The organism is Flavobacterium sp. PS2, assembly GCF_046250155.1.
Taxonomy (GTDB): Bacteria; Bacteroidota; Bacteroidia; order Flavobacteriales; family Flavobacteriaceae; genus Flavobacterium.
Genome location: NZ_CP176426.1, coordinates 3,623,744 through 3,640,558, shown reverse-complemented (window position 1 = coordinate 3,640,558; position 16,815 = coordinate 3,623,744). Strand labels below are relative to the sequence as shown.

General features: G+C 33.5%; 13 protein-coding genes. 7 read left to right on the top strand and 6 right to left on the bottom strand.

Translation table 11 applies throughout. From position 1 onward, the window contains the following. Positions 1 to 198 precede the first annotated feature (198 nt). Genes ACJ6WR_RS16005 through ACJ6WR_RS15995 form a run of 3 tightly spaced genes read left to right on the top strand, consistent with a single transcriptional unit; the run spans position 199 to position 7,316 of the window. Positions 199 to 3,222 (top strand): SusC/RagA family TonB-linked outer membrane protein, encoded by a 3,024-nt coding sequence (locus tag ACJ6WR_RS16005; RefSeq protein WP_409415785.1) that lies wholly within the window; start codon positions 199 to 201, stop codon positions 3,220 to 3,222. 11 nt (positions 3,223 to 3,233) lie between these two features. Next, positions 3,234 to 4,634, top strand: a complete 1,401-nt coding sequence (locus ACJ6WR_RS16000) for a RagB/SusD family nutrient uptake outer membrane protein (protein ID WP_409415784.1) — start codon at positions 3,234 to 3,236, stop codon at positions 4,632 to 4,634. 21 nt (positions 4,635 to 4,655) lie between these two features. Then, complete coding sequence (locus tag ACJ6WR_RS15995; RefSeq protein ID WP_409415783.1) at positions 4,656 to 7,316, top strand: prolyl oligopeptidase family serine peptidase; 2,661 nt, start codon at positions 4,656 to 4,658, stop codon at positions 7,314 to 7,316. A 66-nt stretch (positions 7,317 to 7,382) separates the two neighbouring features. Here the strand turns inward: ACJ6WR_RS15995 and ACJ6WR_RS15990 are convergent, their stop codons facing one another. The 3 genes from ACJ6WR_RS15990 to ACJ6WR_RS15980 form a co-directional block, all read right to left on the bottom strand. Then, positions 7,383 to 7,667 carry a DUF6520 family protein gene (locus ACJ6WR_RS15990; protein ID WP_039114986.1) on the bottom strand — a complete coding sequence of 95 codons (285 nt, stop codon included), beginning with the start codon at positions 7,665 to 7,667 and terminating at the stop codon, positions 7,383 to 7,385. Positions 7,668 to 7,760: 93 nt separating this feature from the next. Further along, positions 7,761 to 9,290 (bottom strand): MauE/DoxX family redox-associated membrane protein, encoded by a 1,530-nt coding sequence (locus ACJ6WR_RS15985; RefSeq protein ID WP_409415782.1) that lies wholly within the window; start codon positions 9,288 to 9,290, stop codon positions 7,761 to 7,763. Between the two features lie 184 nt (positions 9,291 to 9,474). After that, complete coding sequence (locus ACJ6WR_RS15980) at positions 9,475 to 9,768, bottom strand: hypothetical protein (RefSeq protein WP_409415781.1); 294 nt, start codon at positions 9,766 to 9,768, stop codon at positions 9,475 to 9,477. A gap of 748 nt (positions 9,769 to 10,516) precedes the next feature. Between ACJ6WR_RS15980 and ACJ6WR_RS15975 the strand changes: the two genes are divergently transcribed. The 4 genes from ACJ6WR_RS15975 to ACJ6WR_RS15960 all read left to right on the top strand — a co-directional run bounded on the left by ACJ6WR_RS15975 (position 10,517) and on the right by ACJ6WR_RS15960 (position 13,948). Continuing rightward, positions 10,517 to 10,912: a plasmid mobilization protein gene (locus ACJ6WR_RS15975; RefSeq protein ID WP_409415780.1), complete on the top strand. Its 396-nt coding sequence runs from the start codon at positions 10,517 to 10,519 to the stop codon at positions 10,910 to 10,912. Further along, the gene (locus ACJ6WR_RS15970) at positions 10,897 to 12,162 is read left to right on the top strand and encodes a relaxase/mobilization nuclease domain-containing protein (RefSeq protein ID WP_409415779.1); all 1,266 of its coding nucleotides are present in this window, start codon (positions 10,897 to 10,899) and stop codon (positions 12,160 to 12,162) included. The genes ACJ6WR_RS15975 and ACJ6WR_RS15970 overlap by 16 nt, the downstream gene beginning before the upstream one ends. A 304-nt stretch (positions 12,163 to 12,466) precedes the next feature. After that, on the top strand, positions 12,467 to 12,709 hold the full coding sequence (locus ACJ6WR_RS15965; protein ID WP_409415778.1) for a hypothetical protein: 243 nt from the start codon (positions 12,467 to 12,469) through the stop codon (positions 12,707 to 12,709). A gap of 90 nt (positions 12,710 to 12,799) precedes the next feature. Continuing rightward, a complete protein-coding gene (locus ACJ6WR_RS15960) occupies positions 12,800 to 13,948 on the top strand; it encodes a hypothetical protein (protein WP_409415777.1) in 1,149 nt (382 codons plus the stop codon). A gap of 494 nt (positions 13,949 to 14,442) precedes the next feature. On the opposite strand, the gene ACJ6WR_RS15955 is transcribed toward ACJ6WR_RS15960, so the two are convergent. From ACJ6WR_RS15955 to ACJ6WR_RS15945, 3 genes are all read right to left on the bottom strand, one after another. Continuing rightward, positions 14,443 to 14,985: a hypothetical protein gene (locus ACJ6WR_RS15955; RefSeq protein ID WP_409415776.1), complete on the bottom strand. Its 543-nt coding sequence runs from the start codon at positions 14,983 to 14,985 to the stop codon at positions 14,443 to 14,445. A 351-nt stretch (positions 14,986 to 15,336) separates the two neighbouring features. Next, positions 15,337 to 15,903 carry a hypothetical protein gene (locus tag ACJ6WR_RS15950; protein ID WP_409415775.1) on the bottom strand — a complete coding sequence of 189 codons (567 nt, stop codon included), beginning with the start codon at positions 15,901 to 15,903 and terminating at the stop codon, positions 15,337 to 15,339. Positions 15,904 to 16,028: 125 nt separating this feature from the next. Continuing rightward, positions 16,029 to 16,700 carry a hypothetical protein gene (locus ACJ6WR_RS15945; RefSeq protein ID WP_409415774.1) on the bottom strand — a complete coding sequence of 224 codons (672 nt, stop codon included), beginning with the start codon at positions 16,698 to 16,700 and terminating at the stop codon, positions 16,029 to 16,031. Positions 16,701 to 16,815: the final 115 nt, after the last annotated feature.

Sequence of the window (16,815 nt, the reverse complement as noted above, 5' to 3'; positions counted from 1 at the left end):
TTATTTTATTAAGGCTTGCAATTGATTTAATTTAGTTTAATCGATTAAAATTCTTTGCCTATGATTCAACAAAAATGGTAGTCGATACCATAACCTACTCAACTTAACGCATAAAAAATGGCCCTCTAATTCGTCACCAAACTAGTATAGAGGACCGTAGCAAACAAAACAAACGTTTTACTTAACTAACCCAATATTATGAATAATTATTCATTTTACAAGGGTAGTAAGGCTCTTTATTGCCTGATTTTTTTCGGGTGTTTCTTGTCTTTTACCCCTGTTTTAGCAACGAGTTCCCTGCGGCAACTGCAGTCCAGCTCCCAACCAAATTTAGTAAATGGTACCATAACCGATGGTACTAATCCCTTACCAGGGGTTACCATTGCCCTAAAAAGCAAAACCAATTCAGGTACGATTTCCGATTACAACGGACAGTATAATATAGCTGCTGCTGTTTCAGATACTTTAATAGTTTCTTTTATAGGTTTCAAAACCGTTTTAGTCCCCATAAAAGGAAGGCAAACCATAAACATAACTTTAGAGTACGATACCATGGCACTGCAAGAAGTCCGGGTCAACGCAGGCTACTATACAGTAAAGGAAAGCGAGCGTACTGGCAGTATTTCCAGAATCACCGCCAAAGACATCGAGACACAGCCTGTCACTAATGTACTTGCGACTATGCAAGGGCGGATGGCTGGAGTTAATGTGACCCAGACCACAGGAGTCCCCGGTGGAGGATTCGAAATCCAGATACGAGGACAAAACAGTATACGTCGTGATGCCAACGCTCCACTATACATTATAGATGGTGTTCCCTATGCCTCAGACCCCATTGGTTACGCTCAGACTTCAACCATTTTTCCTACTACAACCAGCCCACTTAACAGCATCAACCCAGATGCTATAGAAAGCATAGAAATACTCAAAGATGCCGATGCAACTGCTATTTATGGTTCACGTGGAGCCAACGGTGTAGTACTTATTACTACCAAAAAAGGAAAAGAAGGGAAAACGCAGTTCACTTTTACTGCCTCCTCAGGAGCTGGAACCGTTACTAAGTTCATGAAACTCATGGATACGCAACAATATCTTAATATGCGTAGACAAGCGTTTACTAATGATGGAATCACTACCTATCCAGCGAGCGATTATGATATCAATGGAACATGGGACCAAAATCGATATACTGATTGGCAAAAGGAACTCATTGGTGGTACTGCTGTAATTACAGATTTACAAGGAACAATTTCTGGTGGTTCCAAGAACACCCAATTTCTCCTAAGTGGAAACTATCACACAGAATCAACTGTATTCCCAGGTGATTTTTTATATAAAAAAGGTGGGGCTCAGTTCAGTCTTAATCATCAATCTGAAGATGGTAAATTCCGTTTGGTCTTTTCCTCTGGATATACCGCTCAAAATAATGATCTTCCTGCCAATGACCTTACATATGATTCTCGTTCCCTCGCTCCTAATGCCCCTGCCTTATATGATGTAGGAGGAAATCTCAATTGGGAGAAAGGAACATGGGAAAATCCATTACGAAACTTGCCTGCCCAACAAGAATCCAAAACCAAAGACCTACTAGCAAATACTATTTTATCTTATGAAATAATCCCAGATTTGCTAGTAAAAAGTAGTTTTGGTTATACCGATTTACAGCATGTAGAAAGTCGCATTACTCCCTCGACAGTCTATAATCCAGCTCTTGGATATACTAGTGCCGATTCTAATATATTCCTCAATAATACCAAACGCAGCTCATGGATTATAGAACCACAGGTTAATTGGGAAAAGAAATTTGCTGGTGGTAAATTAGGTATTCTATTTGGTGGAACCTTTCAACAACAAACTACCGCTAAATTATTTCAGTTTGGAAGCGGTTTCAGTTCCAACAGCCTAATCCATGATCTTGCATCTGCAACCACTCGCCAAGTGATTCTTAGTGATGAGATTATTTATAAATACCAAGCATTTTTTGGCAGGATTAATTACAATTGGCACGATCGCTATATTGTGAATTTAACAGCAAGACGCGATGGATCGAGTCGTTTTGGTCCAGGAAACCAATATGCAAATTTTGGTGCCGTTGGTGTAGCTTGGCTATTCTCTAATGAAAGCTTCCTAAAAAACAATTCTTGGTTCAGCTTTGGAAAACTTCGTGGCAGTTATGGAACTACAGGGAGTGATCAAATTGGAGATTACCAATTTTTAAATACCTACAACTCTTCTGGAATTAATTATCAAAATATTATTGGACTGCAACCCACCCGTTTATTTAATCCTGATTTTGGATGGGAAATCAATAAAAAGGTGGAAGCAGCTATAGAATTGGGGTTCTTTGCTGATCGCATTTTTCTTACTGGAGCTTGGTATCAAAACCGTTCTTCTAATCAACTTGTTGGAATTCCGCTACCAGGAACAACTGGTTTTACCCAGATTCAAGCCAACCTAGAAGCAACAGTACAAAATACAGGACTAGAATTTACCTTGCGCACCGTTAATTTCTCTAATAAACACTTCAACTGGATCAGCAGCTTAAATCTGAGTATTGCTCGTAATGAACTTATAGCTTTTCCAAATTTAAATAGTTCCACTTACAGAAATACATACCGCATAGGAGAACCACTTAATATTCTCCTGAGGTACAAATACACAGGAATTGATCCTGCAACTGGAACTTATCAATTTGAAGATCAGAACAACGACGGGAAATTGTCCTCTCCTGATGACAGGCAAACAGTAGTAAATCTTAATCCTGATTATTTTGGAGGTTTACAAAATCAATTGAGCTACAAACACTGGAAACTCGATTTTCTTTTTCAATTTGTAAAGCAACGTAACCAAAGTTATGCTAGTGGACTTGCAGGATTGATGATAAATCAACCGGAAAGATTGATAAACAGCTGGAAACAAACTGGAGATTTAGGTCCTTATCAAATCTATAGTACTGGAAACAATGCTAATGCTGTTACAGCACAATCCCGATATGGTTTAAGTGACGCTACTATTGTAGATGCCTCTTATGTGCGGCTTAAAACAATTGCATTGAGCTATGCCGTTCCGATAAATTCCAAAGCAATACAATGCACAGTAATGTTACAAGGACAAAATCTTTTGACTTTCACCCCCTATGACGATGGTGATCCTGAATTTACAACCAGAGGCTATCTTCCTCCACTTAAAATCGTTACAGCTGGTATCCAACTAACTTTTTAATCTATAATAGTATGAAAACGATATATAAAAAAAAGCACTACTGGTGTATAGTTAAAAAAATATTCTTTTTAAGTTTTACTTTCTCCATGCCTGCCTGCGATTCTTTTCTGGATGTAGATCTTCCTAAATCACAACTTACAAACACGACTGTATTTCAGGATTACACAACCGCTAATGCGGCCATGGCTGATGTCTATTCTAAAATCAGAGATAAAGGACTCCTTACAGGTACTCTAGTAGGCCTCACTTCCCAGTTGGGCAATTATACAGATGAACTTACTTTTTATGGTTCAGCTACGAGTGCCACTTTTGGATTTTACACCAATCAGGTTTTACCCTCCAATACAACTGTAGCTCTTTTTTGGAACAATTCCTACAATCAAATTTACGCCGCTAATGCTGTATTAGAAGGAGTTCGGCCATCTACTTTTAGTCATCAGCAAAAGGCACAATTAGAAGGAGAAGCACTTTTTGTACGAGGCTTACTTCATTTTTATTTGTTACAGCTCTTTGGAGAAATTCCTTATATCGAAACTACAGATTACAGGATTAATAGTGTAGTAACAAGGATGTCGACAACTGAAGTTTATACGCATATAATAACTGATTTAAAAACTGCAGAAAACTTGCTTTTACCTGTGTACTCAGGCACGGAAAGAGTGCGTGCTAATTCTTTTGCAGTAAAAGCACTCTTGGCAAGAGTTTATCTCTATGTATCCAAATGGGGCGATGCAAATAAATTAGCCACATCAGTGATAGAAAACAATTCGCTATATGTTTTTGAAAACAATTTGAACAAAGTATTCTTAAAAAACTCCACTGAAGCAATCTGGCAATTTATGCCTGCTCTTGCAGGTAAGAATACAGACGAAGGTGCTTTTTTTATTTTTACTTCAGGGCCACCATCATTGGTATCGCTTAGTGAATCTCTGTTGAATTCCTTTACAGTAAATGATTTGCGTAAAACTGCTTGGACTGGCTCCGTAAGTAATGGAATCCGAACATGGTCTTATGCAAATAAGTACAAAGAACCTCGAAATACCTCAACCTCGAGAGAATATTCAATGGTATTACGTTTGACAGAACAGTACTTAATCCGTGCAGAAGCCCGAGCAGAACTAGGAGATCTTATAGGAGCAAAAGAAGATTTGAATAAAATCAGAAAACGAGCTGGACTCACTGATATAATAGCAAGCTCAAAAGAAGAAATTCTAGAGGCAATATTTCAGGAAAGAAGAAAAGAACTATTTACTGAATATGGGCATCGCTTTTTTGACCTTAAACGCACGGGAAAACTTGATACCATTTTATCGCTAAAAACAGGCTGGAACACCACAGATAATCTTTTGCCAATCCCAGAGAGCGAGCTCACACTCAATCCAAATCTAAAACCTCAAAATCCAGGTTATTAAATTCTAATATCAAACACTAAAATGAAAGTACAATCCAAAACAACATTAATGTTGCCAAGGCGAAAGCCAACCTTTTTTTTAGTTTTTATTTTGCAATTAGTTGCCTGCTCCCTTTGGGGGCAGGTATTGCAAAAGAGAACAGTAACAGTATCTGATTATTCTAAATGGGGAGAACTACGCCTTGATAAAATGAGCACAGATGGGCAATGGATCAGTTATACTATGTCATATCAAACTGGCCTTGACACTCTATTTGCAAAAAATGCTAAATCATTAAAAACACATGCTTTTCCTTTGGGACTTGCAGGGGATTTTATAACTCCTAATTGGTTTGCTTGCCAAACCAACAAAGAATTGCACTTACTGAATTTAAAAACGAGTAAACAAGAAACGGTACCTGATGTAACCCGTTATGTTTATTCTTCAACAACCCGACGCTTACTAATTTTAGTAAACGAAAGTGTGAAAGGAAATGCATTAATTATTCGCAATCCTGATGGAACGATACTGGAACGCATTGAAGGAGTAAATGAATTCTTAATGGATCCTACAACCCAAATGATACTCTATACAACAACAATAAACAATACACATGCTATAACTCTTTTAGAACTTTCTCGAAAAAATAAAAAAACAGTCCTTCTTAGTGGGATGAGTTCTTTTACTAATCTGGTTTGGCAAAAAAAAGCAAAAGCATTATCTTTTATCCAAAAGTCAACGGATGTATTGGGTGCTGGCAATACTGTTTTTTATTATACCTTATTCGATAAAAAATTATACATTCCTAATACTGAGATCCGACAAAAGTTCCTAGGAGATTCCCTACTTATCCAAACTGGAGGTTATGAGCTAAAAATCTCAGATGACATGCAAAAAGTTTTTTTTATTGTAGAGCAAAATAACAGATCAAAAGACACTTTGAAAGATTCTGATGTACAATTATGGAATGGAAACGCCAAATGGATTTATCCAATGGAAGAGAAACAAAAAGCATCTAAAGGGATTCATCTTGCTCTGTGGTATCCTAAAAAGGATTCTTACCAACTAATTTCCAATGATACTTTACCACAATTTATGCTCACAGGAGACCAGAAATATGCTATTATATCCAATACAAAACAATATGAACCACAATATGCTTTTGAAGGCCCTCGAGATTTTTATCTTGTTAATTTGTCCTCAGGTAAAAAGGAGTTATTCTTAAAGAAACATTATGGATATGTACTATACACCACTCCCTCCCCTGATGGGAAATACATCGCCTATTTTCAGAAAAAGAACTGGTGGGTATATGACATTGCAAAAAAGACCCATACCAATATTACCCAAAACAAGAAACAGTCTTTCCTTCATAACGAAAAAGAACACCCACAAAATGAAAGTGCTTTCTCCAATCTCGGCTGGACGCCACAAGATAAAGAAATCATCCTGTATGATGCATACGATTTGTGGGCAATTAGCCCCGATGGGATTTCTGCCCGCAGATTAACTCACGGCAGAGAAACTCAAACCCGGTTTCGATTAGCAGGGTATTCCAATCGAACAGTAGAGAAACCAAATTATACTGGGATGATTCATGATCCCATAGATCTCAATCAAGGATTATTACTGGAAACTACAAACAAAGAGGGTGCTTTTGGTTATTATAAATGGTCTCTTAAGTCCAATGATAAACTAATCCTTTCTAGTAATACGCGTCTTGATCAATTGATACAATCTACCAGCACAGATACCTTTGTATATAGAGAGCAACGTTACGATCTTTCCCCTCGCTTGATGCTACAAAACCATCTTGATAAAGTTCCAAAATTAATCGTAGAAAGTAATCCTCAACAACGGGAGTTTTACTGGGGGAAATCAGAATTAATTCAATACAAGAACACAAAAGGAGAATCCTTACAGGCTATATTGTATTATCCCGCAGCCTATACTAGTCAAAAAAAATACCCAATGATTGTTTATATTTATGAGAAATTATCTCAAAGCCTTCATAATAAATACATCAATCCTTCTCAATTCACAGGGGATGGAGTATTTAATATCTCTACCTTTACAACGCAAGGTTATTTTGTACTTGCTCCTGATATTTCATATGAAATTGGTAATGTTGGAATATCTGCAACAGATTGTGTTGTTTCTGCAACAAATAAAGTGATTGCACAAGGACTTGTACTACCTAATAAAATAGGACTCATTGGACATTCTTTTGGCGGATATGAAACAGATTTTATCATCACACAAACGAGCCTTTTTGCCTCAGCCGTAGCCGGATCAGCCGCAACAAACCTGACAAGTTTCTATCTTACTGTAGGAGCTTCGGGGCGACCTGATATGTGGCGTTTCGAGAGCCAGCAATGGCGTATGGGAAAATCTCTCTTTGATGATAAAACAGGTTACGATAGAAACTCACCAATTGTACATGTAAAGAATATAACAACCCCATTACTATCTTGGACGGGAGGTAACGACAAACAAGTAAACTGGAATCAAAGTATAGAATTTTATCTGGCGCTACGTCGTTTGCAAAAGCAACATATTATGCTGCTTTATCCCAAAGAAGGACATAACCTTAGTAATAATCAAAACAGGAAAGATCTTTTTACTCGATTGCATCAGTGGTTTGATTATCATTTGAAAGATATTCCACCTGCGTTTTGGATAAAAAGTGGTCTTAAATACTAACTTACAATAAACAGCAATGCAGTTCCAAAAGAACTGCATTGCATTTTTTAATTAGTGTTTTAAAGATTATTCGGGACGGTAAACTTCTACTGGGCAAATTGTTGGACTAGCACCTCGTCCAAACGCCTGAGGTCCAGTCTCATCAAAACGGCGACAAACATCATCTCCTTCGTCACTACATACTACTTGAATACTACAGGCTTGAGGTGCTAATGGGTCAGTAACATATCCGAAAATAAAGTCGTCATCTACTTTAGCATCACTCTGCATTGATGTGGTTAAAAATGCACCTGAAATGGCCAATACAAAAACTGCAGCTGGCATCATTTTTTTTAAAATTATTGCTTTCATAATATTATAATTTAAGATTAATAGTGATCTACTTTTTTCTACAGGTGTTCGATCTAGATCCTGATACTTAGCGCTAGTATATCATTACGTGTATTAGAAACTTTTTCCTGCGACACGCTTCATTTCGTTTTTTAGTTTCTCATTCAATTGATAAACTACCAATTTAGTATCGATAAGCGCATACACATGGGTTGAGGTAACAAGAAAATTGCGAAGCTTTTTACCATCAATCCCATAAATATGAAAACTAAATAGATAAGCATTTTTGTTTAAATCATAAACATCAATCACAGAGGCTTGTTTCCAAACTTCTTCTTGTTCATAGCGTCCCGGAACGTTTGAATTTACAAAAAGTAGATGGCCGCAAACACTGCTGCTTGCATTAACCGTTAACGTTGGTTTTGCCATCGTTTGTTCCGTTTTTTCTTTGAGATAAGCTATTTTTATTTGAGCACGTGAGACTGTATCAATTGTATTGCCTCGATAGTCAAGTACTCCATTCTTATCTGCAACGATGTACTCATTTCGATAACTATAGAGATAGATCATTCTTTTCATTTCTGGGCTGTAATGCAACATCCCATCCGTATCAAAAACACCGTCGATTTGTTTTTCTAATAATTTTGGTGCCATCATTATTTTCGATTGAGTTCCAGCCTTGAAAACTCCAAGGATATTGTTATTATCCGTTTTACTAATTCCTCTAAAAGCAATTGTATTACTATCCATTGGTATTGCAGTACTAAAATAAGGAGGTTTTGGATTTTGTAATTGAGCATTCCAATTACTGATTCGACCACCAAAAACAGCAGGAGATTTTCCATCGATGATATAGAAAAAAGGAGGACGCACAACCATTCGAATTGATTTAAAAGAAAAACTATCAAGATTAAATGTCGCTCGTATCTTTTGTTGCTGTAGTTTACTGTCAATGGATAATAAATACATTGGAACAGTATAATTTCCAAGATATAATTTGCCATCACCAGCTCCCGCAAAATAATATGAATTATACTTCAAATCTAAAGTATGAGTGAGTGTAATCGGATGATGTGGGTAACGACGAATAAAAGGATTTTGATGGTGTATGATTTCTTCCGAAGAAAGAAATAAAATGATGACAACGATACAACTCAACAAGAAAGTTAAAACTAATTTAACTGGATAGGAAAAAAGTCTTTTTACTTTCCTTCCTGAAATATTTTGAGAATGATTCAGCCATAGTGCGAGTCCTGCCAATACGACAAAGACGATATTAAATACTAAATGTTCCTGCCAACTCATTTTCTCCAATATTCCTCCACAAGAACATGGTAGAAACGAACTGTAATTGAGCATGATAAAAATATAAGCCGTAAACATGGTCATCAAACAAAACCCTGCATAAAGTGACTTAATACGAGTGTTAGGAAAAAGAAGTAATATCGCAATCAAAAATTCAACAATAAGTACTGCCCATGAAATCCAACCTGCAAAAGCACTTAACAAAGGCGATTGTCCGAGTTCTACCTTGAAATTTTCAAAATCAAGTCCTTTATTCATAGCTGCATAAACCAATAAAAAAACATATAGTAGACATACTATTTCTAAAAAAACTTTTCTTGCGTTTTTATATAATCTCATAGTGGCACAATTTAGATTGATAAAAGAAATTAATATAACAGTTACAAATGTATATTCATCAAAATCAAAACAGCATATCAAAATCGAGCCAATAGTTTACAAAAACACGCCATTTTCATCAGATGAAAACAACGTGTTGAAATGGAATCACGAACAAAACAGAATTAAGTTACCTAAATCTCTCCTATTGTTTTGATTCACTAGTTAAGATAGAAAGCTTTTCTCTGAGTTCTATAAGCCCCGCTTTTTGCAAACATTCCTCTCCAAAGAATTTTAATTCCTCGAGATTTTCTTGTGCGATACTCGTCATTAAAACTGATTGTTTTAAATCCTCTTTAGGGGATAATCCGCGCTCAATTATATGATTTAAAAATAGTACACTTTTTCGTGAAATTTTCAAATCAAGCTTCACTACCTCATTCATACTAGGGATACTTAGTACAGTATCTACAACCTTAGCCAAATCATTTGTTGTCATAATCTTCACGTTTTAAATTAATAATTTATCTGCGTAAAGGTATAAAGCTACCCTTTAAGTATCATGGCTATAATATGTCCATGATAGGTAGAATCCAACTCACTTACCTAGTTTTGTATCTAAAATAAATAATAACCTCTAAAGGTATGATAGGCTTTTAAACTACACAGAATTCAAATAATAACTATTAGTTTTTCCAATTAGAATTCTTCATATAAAATTTAAGAAGTTTAAAAACGATAATGCAATGACACTTCTATCTTGAAAAGAACAACCAAAAACCTTCCTTTAAACAGTCAGGATTTTGTTGTTTTAAAATTGGTGCAATGCTTTGAAAGAGCACGGCTATTTATGATACATTGGAGAGCAAATTTGGTTTTTTAATTACCTATCTACAATGGTTTTAAATTTTAGGCAGTGTGCACTTTCCTTGATTACTAAAAATAAATGATTCTTAATAAACCTTGAAGATTTTATCGGGCTGTAAGGATTTATTTCATAGCTATCCGATAAGCTAAGATTGACATATCACAGATTATAAAAGAAGGTATAAAATAGAACAGTTTTTTGAAATTCTAAAAAGATTGGAATCTCTCAAAGACATTTAAAATAGCAAAAGATTGCCACGTTCCTGCAATCAGCAAGATGTATGGTTGTCGGACAACCAGATCTTGCTGCCTCACACTCGAAACTCGTGGGCAGATAAACTAAAAGGATAAAAAGAGTTTGATAACAATGAAATGGAAAGATGATGGAAAGAGAAAATTCAAACAGAACACGCAAGATTACTTTGCGACTGACAGCGGAAGAATATGTAAAAATTGAGCAGAAATGGAAGGCTAGTACTTGCCGTAAGCTTAGTGATTATTTACGCAAGCACCTATTTGATAAGAGTATAACAACCACATACAGAAATCAATCTTTGGATGATTTTATAGAAGAAACAACAGTACTTCGTAAGGAGTTAAATGCAATTGGAATTAACTTAAATCAGACAGTGAAAAAACTGCACACGTTACAACAAATTCCCGAATTTAAAGTCTGGATAATCAGTTTCGAAATTGATAAAAAAATAATAAATGATAAGATAGATTTGATTGAAAGACACACCTCTAAAATTACAGAGAAATGGTTGCAATCATAAAATCAACTCATTCAATCCGCGGTGTTTTTTATTACAATGAGAACAAAGTAAAAGCAGGTGTAGCTGAGTGTATCGCTGTTGGAAATTATCCTACTGACATCCATAAAATGACAGATATTATGAAGCTCAATCGTTTTATAAAACGAGCAGAATTAAATGAAAATGTAAAATGCAATACGTTGCATATATCATTAAATTTTGATCCATCAGAAAATCATTCCAAAGAAAAGTTAATAGCTATTGCAGACAGCTATATGAAGAAAATCGGTTTTGGTGAACAGCCTTATTTGGTATATCAACACAACGATACAAAACACCAACATTTACACGTGGTTTCGATAAATATTGAGAAAGATGGTAAGCGAATCGACCTGCACAATATAGGCATGAGAAAATCTGAACCTGCCAGAAAAGAAATTGAAGAATACTTTGGACTGGTTAAAGCAGAAGGACGAAAAAAGAATGAGGAATTTAGTTTAGATCCTATTTCAGTCGGAAGTATTCAATATGGAAAGATTGAATCAAAGAAAGCTATATTTAATGTTCTCAATATGGTTGTGAATAATTATAAATATGATAGTCTTGCAGAACTCAATGCAGTCCTTAAACAATACAATGTAATGGCTGACCGTGGTAGTGAAAATTCAAGAATGTTTTTAGCTGGAGGATTAGTGTATCATATATTAAACTCAGACGGCAAGCCTGTAGGTGTTCCAATCAAAGCGAGTAGTTTTTATACTAAACCAACTTTAAAATTCTTAGAAGAGAAATTTAAGAAGAATAAAGTTAGAAGTTTGTCCGATAAATCAAAGGTAAAAAATGCTATTGATATCGCATTATTAAGAAAACCTACAATGCCGTTGACCGAACTAGCAAAACGATTGGAAAAAGAAGGCATCAGTACCGTTTTTAGAAAAAGTTCAGAGGGTTTCCTTTATGGTATAACCTATATCGACCATACAACAAAAAATGTTTTTAACGGCAGTAGCTTGGGTAAAGAATACAGTGCAAAAGCAATCGAAGAACGATGCGGATTAAAGGTTGCTGGTGAAGAAAAAAGAAATCAGATTTTTGAAAAACTCCCTTCTAAAGAATTATTGGTTGAAGACCTTCAATATCAAAAAGACTCACTTACTATTCCTGATTTGGTTAAAGCATTGGATATTCTTATGAAGGCAGAATATTCTTCAGATTATGTACCAAACCAACTGAAAAAAAAGAAAAAAAGAAAAATTTACAGAGGGATTTAAAAGTTAAGCGTGTAATATAAATCCACCTTTAATTTTGTCTCCATTTTTTATTAGCACATCCAAAAATACCTATACTGGAAAAACCAGTCAATTTGACGACCTAATTCCGGAGTAAATTGACCGATTTTTACACACTAAGAATAACATACAGAAAATCAAAAAGCGATATATAAAGTATCTCTTTTTTTGTTAATTTTCCACATTCAAATTTTAGTTATGTTTAAGAAAAATATGGACTGATCCTGTTTGGTAAAAAGTTATATCTGCACTTATACTTAGTGGTTTAGGTTACATCGCAATTATTATGTATAGTTGGTATCAAAGCATTTCAATTATTGCTGCTTGGGATTATGTTAAACCTTATATTGTTCCAGTACTACTAATATTTGCAATCATCTATATTCCTATTCAAATTTATTTATATTATAAAAACAAAAAGCAAGCTGAAATCAATCGATTGGAAGCACATAAAAAAATTAAGAGAATATTTAAACAAAGTGATTATTGGTCAAGAAATAAAGATCGCGGTTATTGGGATAGATTTTAATTATAAAAAAAAGAACAATGCATATTTATTTACTAACCAATATATTCTTGTAAAGAATAATGATGATTTAAGAACCGTAAAAACTGATTGATGATAAACAAATACCTTATATTTTTATTACTTATAGCGGTGAGTTTTGGACAACCCAAAACAGAAATGAAACTGAATAATGTCCGTAGTAAAAAATATTGCCTCAAAACCAATCATAAGTATAACGCTACAAAATCTGTAAGTAAACCTGATACAGTCAAAGTAAAAAATCTATCTATTACACCTACCACTATTCCGATTGACAGAACAAAGGATACGCGCATAGTACTGGTAAAAGATGTAGCAAAGGAAGATTATTCAAAATATATTATATCAATCATTTCAATCTTAGTCGGGTTCTTCCTGAATAAGGTTTATGAATGGTGGAATGATACAAAGAAAGTTAAAAAATCGGGCAAGCGTTGGATTAATGAAATTAGAAGTTTAGAAGAATCTATTGAATCACAAATTACTGCATTAGAATTGCTTGATGCAAATTTGAAAGCAGATAGTAATGCAGTTCCTAATCTATCGATCTATCCGGTATTAAATGGTAATGTTTTTAAATCCTTAGATAAAAATGATTTGATGAATTACATTGAACAAAAGAACGCTAAGAAATGGTACCAAAAACCATTTATAAGAACTGAAGATGAAAAACTTAACGAATTCAAAGCGATTGTGAAAATTTCAAATAAAGTTCATGGTTACATTTCAAGATTAGAAACTTATTACGAGCAAATTGGTAAACGACATGAAAGTTTTTCGACTGGGAAATCTGCGCTCACTACTGCACTCGCTAGAAATTTGCAAGAGTGGTTAAAAGCATTTACAGTTTATGGTATCGAACTTGAAAAACAAGGTGTTGATTTAAACACTGACCCAAGATATAAACTTATTGCTGATTTATTTATAGCAGAAATAAAACCACATCTTCACAATGCTAATTTTAATCCTGAAAAATTAAAAGATAATTTCTTTATGCCGATTATAGGCATACTTAGCCATTTCCGATTAGATCCACTAATTAAAGATTTGGCAGAAGCAGGTACAGCTTGTTTACATAGCATTAAAGGTATTGAAATGGAAATGTATTATTTAGCGACGAATATTGAAACACTTGTTAGATATTACAAAGAATTACTAGAAGATTTGAATCCTCTTATAGATTCAATTAATAGTAAAAAATCGACTGGCAGATTACCTTAAACGCTTTGTTTGCTGAGTATTACAATTCAACATTGAAGTGATTGGTTTTTAGATTGGTTTTTATACCAAATAAATCTTTTCTCATTGCTAACGCCAAATCATTTATAAATTATAGTTGAACAATATTATTTCCATAGACATTCCCCGTCAATAACCAAATACGGGAAAGAATTTTCACTCCAATTTTTCCCAACACTGGATATTTTAGGCAAAGTGCATCCCTTTTTTCAGAGATATCATCACCATTTTTAAAGTTTGCTATCACGTGAAAAGCAATAGCACATCCGTCAATTAATTTTCTTCCACATTCATTTGAAATGTGCAAATATTTCACAGTTTAAGTAACCTTTTGATTGTTACTTATTAACCACTATTAATTCACTTTTGTTAAGTTTTGTAAATTCTTCTATTGTTCTTGTTTAGTTAAGTTTTGATACCACTATGTTAAATACCAGTTGATAATAGTCTTCAATAAATGAAATTTTTTTAATCTTCTATTTTTTCTTTCGTAGTAAAATAGTTACATTGAATAATGGAACAAACAATATTGAAATAAACAAAAAATTTAAAAGTAATATCCAACTTCTTAAGGGGACTATTAAATCATCTCTAAACCCTATAATAGAAGAACACCAAAAATCAAAATAATTGATCCCTATTTCAGGATTACTAATCTTTCTATATTTAAAATTTAAATTGTCATTAAATGATTTATAACTTTCAAATAGATTATCTTTCTTTTCTAATTGCGCTAAGAGTTTTCCATTATTTTCATCAAAAACCTTGATATATGTGGGAGGAGCATGAAGTCCAGCGCTTGCATGAATCGTACGAGGAGATAGAAATATATAATTTTTAAACAATATGATTGTGTCATCATCAGGCAAGCTTAACTTACTCACTTCTGAATTAATTAAAGTTTTAAATTGAGAATTTAAGTTGACAAAATTAGAATCAACTAGTGAAATATCGAGCTTATTAGAATTTTGTAAGGATTTTAAATACTCTTTTTTATAAGTAAATGAAAAAAGGATCATTTTTGTATGTTTTATAAAATATAATTGGCAATACGCAAAACCACGATACTAATGCAACAAGTAAACCCTTTTTAAGTTTATTACTAATTTTTAATAATATAACAAACTGTCCTATTAGAAAAAGTGAAGAAAGATTTATTATTATAGCAAAAACGAATTGTTTCCGAAAAAACTCATATTTATTATCTAAAATTATTAGCGGAAATACAGTAAATAATATCGCTATTATTATAAATATTTTATTTTTTATTATCAATCTTTATAATTTTACATATGAGTTATTTTACCAAATAGTTTTCACTATCTATGATAGATAGGTATCAGTCGTACCAATTTGAGTCGCTAAAAAAATCAGGCACGTGAGCCAACAATAATTTCAATTTGATGGGGCACTAGATCTGGCTTAACAACAATTCGACTTTTTATTTGATTTTTATTTAGCAATTCATTCAAAATTTTCCCTTTTGAATTTGGCTCTGAAGAACTTTCACGAATAGTAATACCGAAACCTATCCCACCAATTATTATGTCTTCCCACACTCCATCAACGTCCCAGCTAGCATCAATAAGTATTTCCTTGATTAAATTTGCAAATCTTACGGATTCTCTATCTCCTTGTATTCCCATCAAAACTATTTTAATTTTCTCTAGATTACGCAATTCTTTCGATAGGTTTTCTATTTCCTTTGTTGTAAGAACTCTTCCCTTTTGTTCGTCTGCTAAGAACTTTAGATTTCTTGATTGTGTTACATGTTCAATACTAGTAATTAGCAGACCAATAATAAGTATAGTTAAAGCAATAAAGTCTAGATGCTCATCATTAATCGAAGGATAATTCAACTTTATCCATATGCGAAAAAATCCTAGTCCTATTAGACCCCCTAAAAATGATATAAATAGTCCAATCCAAAATCTCATATAACTATTATTAAATTTAGTAGTTTGTCGATAAAACAAAAAATTTGAAACTATACTAGACTTTAATAAAAATCTCAATCTTTTTGACTTCAAACTTTGCTACTTCCAATTTCAAAGTAGATTTTCTAACTTGTTCTTTGTTTATTGATTCTTTCTATAACTTTTGTCATTACTGGATCTATAATCAATTGATCGGCAATTCCTTTTTCAACTAATCTTTTTTGTACTTCATTCGCAATTAAATCGAATTCGCTTTTTTCTGAATTTATTAGTTCTTGTTCTCGCATCCATTCTCCGTACGAGTCAAAATCAGGTTTTACTCTTTTAGAAATATCTTCTAATTCTTCATAATACCTTGCAACAATAAAAGCATTCATTAAATGAAGATGCTTGTAAATATCTTCTATTTCAGCATGAGTTCTTGGTAATTTTAAGTTTTTCATTGCAATCCACCAAGGTAAAAAATTTCTTTTTTTATCTCTATTAAAATGTGCAAGCATATAGTTTCTTGCTCTCTTAATACCTGTATATTGTCTTAAAGCTTTCATAACAGGAGAAATTATATACAATGTATCTCGTAAATATTCGTCATTTTTCGCTATGCCATTCAATATTTCAAATTCATCTAATATTGTACACAATTTTATATAACTATATCTAATTAAATCAGCGTAGATATTACTATTTATTGGGATTTTTAAATCTACCGACTCCTCTTGCGATAAATACATACTTCTACAAAGCATATCAATATTGAGGAGACATTCCTGTATTTTAATATTTCTTGTGGCGATCATTTGCTATACTATTAAGACTTGTTCTTACTATTCGAGAAATTTACTACTGACATTCCTTAAACTAAAGGTAGAATAAAATTAAGTTTTTTTTATTAATCTCTCATCCGTCTTACCT

Coding starts and splice junctions, on each gene's coding strand:
- ACJ6WR_RS15945 (WP_409415774.1), bottom strand. CDS start 16,700: ATGATCGCCACAAGAAATATTAAAATACAGGAATGTCTCCTCAATATT.
- ACJ6WR_RS15995 (WP_409415783.1), top strand. CDS start 4,656: ATGAAAGTACAATCCAAAACAACATTAATGTTGCCAAGGCGAAAGCCA.
- ACJ6WR_RS15975 (WP_409415780.1), top strand. CDS start 10,517: ATGATGGAAAGAGAAAATTCAAACAGAACACGCAAGATTACTTTGCGA.
- ACJ6WR_RS15965 (WP_409415778.1), top strand. CDS start 12,467: ATGTATAGTTGGTATCAAAGCATTTCAATTATTGCTGCTTGGGATTAT.
- ACJ6WR_RS15980 (WP_409415781.1), bottom strand. CDS start 9,768: ATGACAACAAATGATTTGGCTAAGGTTGTAGATACTGTACTAAGTATC.
- ACJ6WR_RS15970 (WP_409415779.1), top strand. CDS start 10,897: ATGGTTGCAATCATAAAATCAACTCATTCAATCCGCGGTGTTTTTTAT.
- ACJ6WR_RS15950 (WP_409415775.1), bottom strand. CDS start 15,903: ATGAGATTTTGGATTGGACTATTTATATCATTTTTAGGGGGTCTAATA.
- ACJ6WR_RS15960 (WP_409415777.1), top strand. CDS start 12,800: ATGATAAACAAATACCTTATATTTTTATTACTTATAGCGGTGAGTTTT.
- ACJ6WR_RS15985 (WP_409415782.1), bottom strand. CDS start 9,290: ATGAGATTATATAAAAACGCAAGAAAAGTTTTTTTAGAAATAGTATGT.
- ACJ6WR_RS16005 (WP_409415785.1), top strand. CDS start 199: ATGAATAATTATTCATTTTACAAGGGTAGTAAGGCTCTTTATTGCCTG.
- ACJ6WR_RS15990 (WP_039114986.1), bottom strand. CDS start 7,667: ATGAAAGCAATAATTTTAAAAAAAATGATGCCAGCTGCAGTTTTTGTA.
- ACJ6WR_RS15955 (WP_409415776.1), bottom strand. CDS start 14,985: ATGATCCTTTTTTCATTTACTTATAAAAAAGAGTATTTAAAATCCTTA.
- ACJ6WR_RS16000 (WP_409415784.1), top strand. CDS start 3,234: ATGAAAACGATATATAAAAAAAAGCACTACTGGTGTATAGTTAAAAAA.